A 7,369-nucleotide genomic window follows, 5' to 3' on the forward strand; every position below is an offset into this window, starting at 1 on the left:
GCAGGGTTGGGGGCGTTGGCGATGACGGTGAGGCCGCCGCCGGTGACGGCTCCGGCCACCAGGGCGATCTTGAAATCGAGGCTCAGGCCGGGGACGAGGGAGCCGAGGTAGGTCAAAGCGGCGTTGTCAGTGATGGCGGTGAGCAAGGTGGCACCGATGTAGACGCCTTGGGCGTCCATGCGGCCTAAAAGCGCCTCCAGCCACCATTGCTGCTGCCCGCCCAGCACCACCAGCCCGGCAAGAAAGAAGGCCACCAACAGACCTTCACGCAGGATCAAGCGGTCTTGATAGCGTGCGTAGGCTTGGGCAAAGCCGAGGAAGAACAGGAACAAGCCCATGAAGATCGCCGGGTGATGGGAGAAAACCACCACCCCGGCCAACAACAGGGCGTGAACCGCCGGCACGATCCATGGCATGCCTTGTGCATCGAGCTGAGTGGATGACACGCTCGGCTCGGGCGGGCGTATGGCGGCCAGCTCGCGGCGGAAGATCACCCCGGCCAAAACAGCGTTAAGGCTCACGGCCAAGGCGACTTTCCAGCCAAAAGTGGCGAGCATAAACGAGAGATCCCAACCCCAGGCCTTGGCCACCATCAGCACGGGCGGTGCGGCATAGGGTGTGAGCACACCGCCGATGGAGATGTTGACGAACAACACGCCCAAGGTGGCGTACTTCAAGCGGGTAGAAAGCGGCTGGGCGTAAATGCGGTCGCGCAACAGCAAGGCGGCCAAGGTCATCGCCGCAGGCTCGGTGATCAAGGAGCCCAGAAGCGGCACCACGCTCAGCACCACGACGTAAAAGGCCAGACTGCCCGATAAAAACGGTAGCAAGCGCGCCAACCCCTGCACACCCAGCGCAGCACTGTGCGTGATCGGGCGACTGCCCGCAATCACCATGATGGCGAAGACGAACATCGGCTCGGTGAAATTGCGCGTGTCGATGTAGCGGATGGTGGCGTCATGACCCATCACCCCGAGCATCAGCGCCATCAGCACCATGGCCCAAAAACCGAACACCACTTCGACCTCGCCCAGCAGATGGAACAAGCCAGCGTGTTGCGGGCGCACATGCGCCAGCCGCTCGAAAGCTTTGGTCGAGAAGGTGTGCAACACCGCCACCCCGAAAAGGGCTGCGCCGATGATTTCGATGAGGGTGGGCATGGGCTGCGATGCGATCTGTAGAAAATCGGTAGACAAAGAAAAACCCCCGCAGCTTAACGCTGAGGGGGTTCGGGATCACGGCCAGACAGCCGGATCAGATCAAATCAACACGATCAGCGTTCGCCGACCGGCTTGACGTTGCGCGGAGCAGCGCCAGAGAAGAGTTGACGCGGACGGCCGATCTTGTATTCCGGGTCCGAGATCATTTCGTTCAACTGAGCGATCCAGCCAACGGTGCGAGCCAAGGCGAAGATGCCGGTGAACAAGTTCACCGGGATGCCGATGGCGCGCTGCACGATGCCGGAGTAGAAGTCCACGTTCGGGTAGAGCTTGCGCGAGACGAAGTATTCGTCTTCCAGAGCGATCTTTTCCAGCTCCTTGGCCAGCTTGAACAGCGGATCGTTTTCCAGACCCAGTTCTTGCAGCACTTCGTTGCAGGTTTCCTGCATCAGCTTGGCACGCGGGTCGTAGTTCTTGTAAACGCGGTGACCGAAGCCCATCAGCTTGACGCCGCTGTTCTTGTCCTTCACCTTGTTCATGAACTCGCCCACCTTGGCCACGCCGCCCATTTTCTGGATGTCTTCCAGCATGTTCAGGCAGGCTTCGTTGGCACCACCGTGCGCCGGGCCCCACAGGCAGGCCACGCCCGCAGCGATGGCCGCAAACGGGTTGGTGCCGGATGAGCCGCACAAACGCACCGTCGAAGTCGAGGCGTTTTGTTCGTGGTCGGCGTGCAAGATGAAGATGCGGTCGAGCGCGCGCTCGATCACCGGGTTCACCTTGTACTCTTCGCACGGTGTGGCGAACATCATGCGCAGGAAGTTGCCAGCGTAGGACAGATCGTTCTTCGGGTAGATGAACGGCTGGCCGACACCGTACTTGTACGCCATGGCGACCATGGTCGGCATCTTGGCGATCAGGCGGATCGCAGCGACCTCGCGGTGCTCAGGGTTATTGATGTCGGTGCTGTCGTGATAGAAGGCCGACAGCGCGCCAACCAAGCCGGTCAAGACAGCCATCGGATGGGCGTCACGACGGAAGCCGCGCAGGAAGAACTGCATCTGTTCGTGAACCATCGTGTGGTTGATCACACGGGCGTGGAACTCGTCGCGCTGGGTTTGGTTGGGCAATTCGCCCTTGAGCAACAAGTAGCAGGTGTCGAGGTAGTCGCAGTTGACGGCGAGCTGATCGATCGGGTAGCCGCGATAGAGCAACTCACCCTTGTCGCCATCGATGTACGTGATGGTCGATTGGCACGACGCCGTGCTCAGAAAGCCCGGGTCATAGGTGAACTTGCCGGTCTGCGCGTAAAGCTTGCGGATATCGATCACGTCTGGACCGATCGTGCCCTTGTAAACGGGCAGATCCATGGCGGCGCTACCGTCGGAAAACGACAGTGTGGCCTTGACATCAGAGAGGGTCATCATGTGGCAGGTTCCTCAGGAGTTGAATTCAAGCTTAAAGCCCTTCAAGGGCGTTGGCGCATCAAGGCAAGCACATCTCGTACCGCTGGTTGATCCAAATCGCCGTGGAGCTCTTGGCGCCCCATCAACAGGTCCAGCAAATCGTTATCAGCCAAGTCCATCAAGGACTCCATGCCGAGTGCTTGGCCTTGGGTCAACTTGGACGCATGGCGTTGAAAGAAGCGCTCGATAAACAGGTCATTTTCCAGCATACCCCGACGACAACGCCAGCGCAGTCGGCTCAATGCAGGGGGATCTAAAAGAGTGTCCATGGATGGTCTTGCAAGGAGCTGACCCTGATGCACCGGGTGCGTGCATCAGGTGAACCGCTTCGGGGCGGGCTGTGCTTAAACCGTGCGGCGGATCATCAATTCCTTGATCTTGCCGATGGCCTTGGCGGGGTTGAGCCCCTTCGGGCACACATCGACGCAATTCATGATGGTGTGGCAGCGGAACAGGCGGTACGGATCTTCAAGATTGTCGAGCCGGCCAGCGGTGTCTTCGTCGCGGCTATCCGCGATAAAACGATAAGCCTGCAACAACCCGGCCGGACCGACGAACTTGTCGGGGTTCCACCAAAAACTCGGACAGCTCGTCGAGCAGCTGGCGCACAGGATGCACTCGTACAGGCCGTTGATCTCTTCACGCGCTTCGGGCGACTGGAGGCGTTCCTTCTCCGGCGGCGGCGTGTCGTTGACCAAATACGGCTTGATCGAGTGGTACTGCTTGAAGAACTGCGTCATGTCCACGATCAGATCGCGGATGACCGGCAGCCCCGGCAGCGGCTTCAACACCACCACGCCCGGTAAGTCGCGCATGTTGGTCAAACAGGCCAGACCGTTCTTGCCGTTGATGTTCATCGCGTCGGAGCCGCACACGCCTTCACGGCACGAGCGGCGGAACGACAGGGTCGGATCGACCGCCTTGAGCTTGATCAGGGCGTCCAGCAACATGCGCTCATTGCCGTCGAGTTCAACCTCGATGGACTGCATGTAGGGCTTGGCGTCTTTATCGGGGTCGTAGCGATAGATCTGAAAAGTGCGCTTTTGAGCCATGTGTTTCTCCTCGTGGCGCTTCTTAGAAGGTCCGAACCTTGGGCGGCACCGAATCCACCGTCAGCGGCTTCAGGTTGACCGGCTTGTACGACAGCGAGTTGGTGGCACTGTGCCAAAGGGTGTGCTTCATCCATTCGGCGTCGTTGCGACCGAGCGGGAACTCAGCGTCGTCGGCACCGCGTTCGTAGTCGTTGACCGTATGCGCACCCCGGCACTCATGACGGGCAGCGGCCGAAGTCATGGTGGCCTGAGCGGCTTCCATCAGGTTGTCCACTTCGAGCGCTTCGATGCGCGCGGTGTTGAACACCTTGGATTTGTCCTTCAAGGTGATGGCGGCCACGCGCTCACGCAGGGCGTTGATCTTCACCACACCGGCGTCCATCACGGCCTGGGTGCGGAACACACCGGCGTGCTGCTGCATGGCGGCGCGCAGATCGCCCGCCACGTCTTGCGAGTATTCGCCTTGGGTGCTGCGATCAAGTCGGTCCAAACGGGCCAGTGACGCATCCGCAGCGTCTTGGGGCAGCGCCTTGTGCGACTTGGACGTGTTGTTCTTGAAGCTGTCCACGATGTGATTGCCCGCAGCACGGCCAAAGACCAACAAGTCGAGCAGCGAGTTGGTGCCCAGGCGATTGGCACCGTGAACTGACACGCAGGAACATTCACCCACAGCGTAGAGCCCGTTCACCACGCTCTTAGCGTCATCACCCTTGGGCACCACCACTTGACCGTTGATGTTGGTCGGGATGCCGCCCATCTGGTAGTGAATCGTCGGCACCACCGGGATCGGCTCCTTGGTGATATCGACGTTGGCGAAGTTGTGCCCGATCTCGAACACGCTGGGCAAGCGCTTCAAGATGGTGTCGCCACCCAAGTGAGTCATGTCGAGGTTGATGTAGTCCTTGTTCGGACCACAGCCGCGACCTTCCTTGATTTCTTGGTCCATGCAGCGCGAAACAAAGTCACGCGGGGCCAAGTCTTTCAGGGTCGGGGCGTAGCGCTCCATGAAGCGTTCGCCGTTGACGTTGCGCAAAATCGCGCCTTCGCCCCGGCAGCCTTCGGTCAGCAGCACGCCCGCGTTGTGTACCCCCGTGGGGTGGAACTGCCAAAACTCCATGTCTTGCAGCGGCAAGCCGGCGCGTGCCGCCATGCCCAGACCGTCGCCCGTGTTGATGAAGGCGTTGGTCGAGGCCGCAAAGATCCGCCCTGCGCCGCCTGTGGCGAGCAGCGTGGTCTTGGCTTCGAGGATGTAGACCTCGCCAGTTTCCATTTCCAGCGCCGTCACACCAATCACATCGCCGTCCGCGTCGCGGATCAAGTCCAGCGCCATCCACTCGACGAAGAAGTTGGTCTTGGCCTTGACGTTTTGCTGATACAGCGTGTGCAGCATCGCGTGACCCGTGCGGTCAGCAGCCGCGCAAGCGCGTTGCACCGGCTTTTCACCGTAGTTGGCGGTGTGGCCGCCAAACGGACGCTGATAAATCGTGCCGTCGGCGTTGCGGTCGAACGGCATGCCGAAGTGTTCCAGCTCGTAGACCACCTTGGTGGCTTCACGGCACATGAACTCGATGGCGTCTTGGTCACCCAGCCAATCCGAGCCCTTGATGGTGTCGTAGAAGTGGTAGTGCCAGTTGTCTTCGCTCATGTTGCCGAGCGCAGCACCGATACCGCCCTGCGCCGCCACGGTGTGCGAACGGGTCGGGAAGACTTTGGAGAGCACCGCCACGCTCAGGCCCGCGCGGGCCAGTTGCAGGGATGCGCGCATGCCGGAGCCACCGGCACCGACGATGACCACGTCGAACTTGCGACGCGGCAGAGTAGAACCAACAGCCATCAGAGCCTCCAGAGAACTTGCACCGCCCAGCCGGCACAGCCGACGAGCCACACGATCGAAAACACATGCAACGCCAAGCGCAGACCGACCGGCTTGATGTAATCCATCCAGATGTCGCGGATGCCGATCCAAGCGTGCTGCAACAGCGCCAAGATCGTCACGAAGGTCAGCACCTTCATCCACTGAGCCGAGAAGATCCCCGCCCAACGGTCATAGCCCATGGCGGAGCCAAACAACACTTGGGCCAGCACCACCAGGGTGAACAAGGCCATCAGGACGGCGGTGATGCGCTGCGACAGCCAGTCACGCAAACCGTAATGGGCACCGACAACGATGCGCTGGGAGCCAAAATTTTTGGACATGGTGAAAGTCAACCTTGAGAGAACAACGTTGGAATCAATCAGGAATGCATCAGATCAGACCGAACAACTTGGCCCCGAGCAGCACCGTCAACCCCAGGCTCAGCGCCAAGGTGATGATGGCGGAGGCCCGGCCGTGTTCTTTGGTGACGCTATGGGTGGCATCCATCCACAGGTGGCGCACGCCAGCGATGAAGTGGTGCAGGTAAGCCCACGTCAAAGCAAAGCAGATCAGCTTGACGAAGAAGCCCTCGAAATGGAGCGAGAACTGGGCAAACGAGACCTCGGAAGTCAAGGTGGTGTCGAACATCCAAACGATGAACGGCATCAGCAAGAACATCAGCATGCCGCTGACCCGGTGCAGGATTGAGACGATGCCCGCCAACGGCAGGCGATAGTGGCGCAGATCGAAAATATTGATATTGCGAAAGACCGGGCGCTGCCGCTTGATTGTGTCTGCCATGAAGCACCTTTGTAATGGGTGTGAAACCGAATGATTTTATTTCAAGGACCCGGGGGAACCCTGACCCGAGACTGACCCGCGAAAGGATCACGGATCATGCATTTTTAGCTGAGGTCATTGCGATAAAAGTGCTGCGAGGTGTTGTATAGGCCGCGACGCCACTCCACCGGCTTGTCCCCATAGGTCATCGAGAGTCGCTCGACGCTCAATAAGGGCGCACCCTCAGCCAAACCCAGCAACCGGGCGCTGTCGGCATCGGCTTGGACTGCGCGGATTTTTTCTTCGGCGCGAATCATGCGCACCCCAAATTCCGACTCAAAAAAACCATAAAGCGGACCAGGAAACGCTTCCAGCCGCTCGGTGCTCAAGCCCTTGAACAAGGCCCCCGGCAACCAAATATCGTCCAGCACCACGGGCATGCCCGCGCTCGACAAGGTGCGACGCACCTGCACGGCGGCGTCACCCGTGCGCAGCCCCAGCACACGCACCACCTCAGCGGGGGCACGCACGCGCCGGCAATCGAGGAAATGACGCTCCATCGACGTCCCCAGCATCCCGTCATCGGGCTGCAAGCGCAAGAACCGATACTGGGTGCGCGCTTCGCTGTGGGTGGCGACGAAGGTGCCTTTGCCTTGGCGGCGGACCAGCAAGTTCTCGGCCGCCAACTCGTCAATGGCCTTGCGCACGGTGCCTTGGCTGACTTTGAAGCGCGCGGCCAGCTCAAACTCACTCGGGATGGCCTCGCCCGGCTTCCATTCCGAATCCTGCAAACCGCGCAGAATCAGCAGCTTGATCTGCTGATAGAGCGGGCTAAAAGCGGGTGCCGCCTCTGCCGGATCAGGGAGCGTCGGCACAGGCACAGCGTCAGAGGAGGTGGAAAGAGGCGAAGCAGGCATCGGCATGACGGGTGATTGCAGCACAGCCGATCATCGGCCAGCCCACATATCGTACATGACATCTTATATAAGACATAAGACTATTGACACACCAGGGGGCGAACCCCTAGACTGCCCCCGATTTTTTCCTTGTTTCCCC

General features: G+C 60.1%; 8 protein-coding genes. All 8 read right to left on the minus strand.

The annotated features are described in order from the left end of the window. Positions 1 to 1,160 (minus strand): putative Na+/H+ antiporter (locus tag AC3VI7_RS11530; protein WP_489671544.1); only part of this gene is annotated, 1,160 nt, incomplete at its 3' end. 113 nt (positions 1,161 to 1,273) lie between these two features. Next, on the minus strand, positions 1,274 to 2,584 hold the full coding sequence (gene gltA, locus AC3VI7_RS11535) for a citrate synthase (RefSeq protein WP_489669710.1): 1,311 nt from the start codon (positions 2,582 to 2,584) through the stop codon (positions 1,274 to 1,276). Between the two features lie 44 nt (positions 2,585 to 2,628). Then, a complete protein-coding gene (locus tag AC3VI7_RS11540; RefSeq protein ID WP_489669701.1) occupies positions 2,629 to 2,895 on the minus strand; it encodes an FAD assembly factor SdhE in 267 nt (88 codons plus the stop codon). 75 nt (positions 2,896 to 2,970) lie between these two features. Continuing rightward, positions 2,971 to 3,678, minus strand: a complete 708-nt coding sequence (locus AC3VI7_RS11545) for a succinate dehydrogenase iron-sulfur subunit (RefSeq protein ID WP_489669700.1) — start codon at positions 3,676 to 3,678, stop codon at positions 2,971 to 2,973. A gap of 22 nt (positions 3,679 to 3,700) precedes the next feature. After that, positions 3,701 to 5,512 (minus strand): succinate dehydrogenase flavoprotein subunit, encoded by a 1,812-nt coding sequence (gene sdhA / locus AC3VI7_RS11550; RefSeq protein ID WP_489669699.1) that lies wholly within the window; start codon positions 5,510 to 5,512, stop codon positions 3,701 to 3,703. After that, entirely contained in the window at positions 5,512 to 5,874 is a 363-nt protein-coding gene (gene sdhD, locus AC3VI7_RS11555) for a succinate dehydrogenase, hydrophobic membrane anchor protein (protein ID WP_489669698.1), read from the minus strand. The genes sdhA and sdhD overlap by 1 nt, the downstream gene beginning before the upstream one ends. Positions 5,875 to 5,923: 49 nt before the next feature. Beyond that, on the minus strand, positions 5,924 to 6,334 hold the full coding sequence (gene sdhC / locus AC3VI7_RS11560) for a succinate dehydrogenase, cytochrome b556 subunit (RefSeq protein WP_489669697.1): 411 nt from the start codon (positions 6,332 to 6,334) through the stop codon (positions 5,924 to 5,926). Between the two features lie 104 nt (positions 6,335 to 6,438). After that, a complete protein-coding gene (locus AC3VI7_RS11565; RefSeq protein WP_489669696.1) occupies positions 6,439 to 7,230 on the minus strand; it encodes a GntR family transcriptional regulator in 792 nt (263 codons plus the stop codon). Positions 7,231 to 7,369: the final 139 nt, after the last annotated feature.

This window comes from Leptothrix toolikensis (SeqCode) (assembly GCF_057922285.1).

Bases quoted from the DNA above. Each gene is read 5' to 3' on its own strand.
- gltA (WP_489669710.1), bottom strand. From the start codon at position 2,584: ATGACCCTCTCTGATGTCAAGGCCACACTGTCGTTTTCCGACGGTAGC.
- AC3VI7_RS11540 (WP_489669701.1), bottom strand. From the start codon at position 2,895: ATGGACACTCTTTTAGATCCCCCTGCATTGAGCCGACTGCGCTGGCGT.
- AC3VI7_RS11545 (WP_489669700.1), bottom strand. From the start codon at position 3,678: ATGGCTCAAAAGCGCACTTTTCAGATCTATCGCTACGACCCCGATAAA.
- sdhA (WP_489669699.1), bottom strand. From the start codon at position 5,512: ATGGCTGTTGGTTCTACTCTGCCGCGTCGCAAGTTCGACGTGGTCATC.
- sdhD (WP_489669698.1), bottom strand. From the start codon at position 5,874: ATGTCCAAAAATTTTGGCTCCCAGCGCATCGTTGTCGGTGCCCATTAC.
- sdhC (WP_489669697.1), bottom strand. From the start codon at position 6,334: ATGGCAGACACAATCAAGCGGCAGCGCCCGGTCTTTCGCAATATCAAT.
- AC3VI7_RS11565 (WP_489669696.1), bottom strand. From the start codon at position 7,230: ATGCCTGCTTCGCCTCTTTCCACCTCCTCTGACGCTGTGCCTGTGCCG.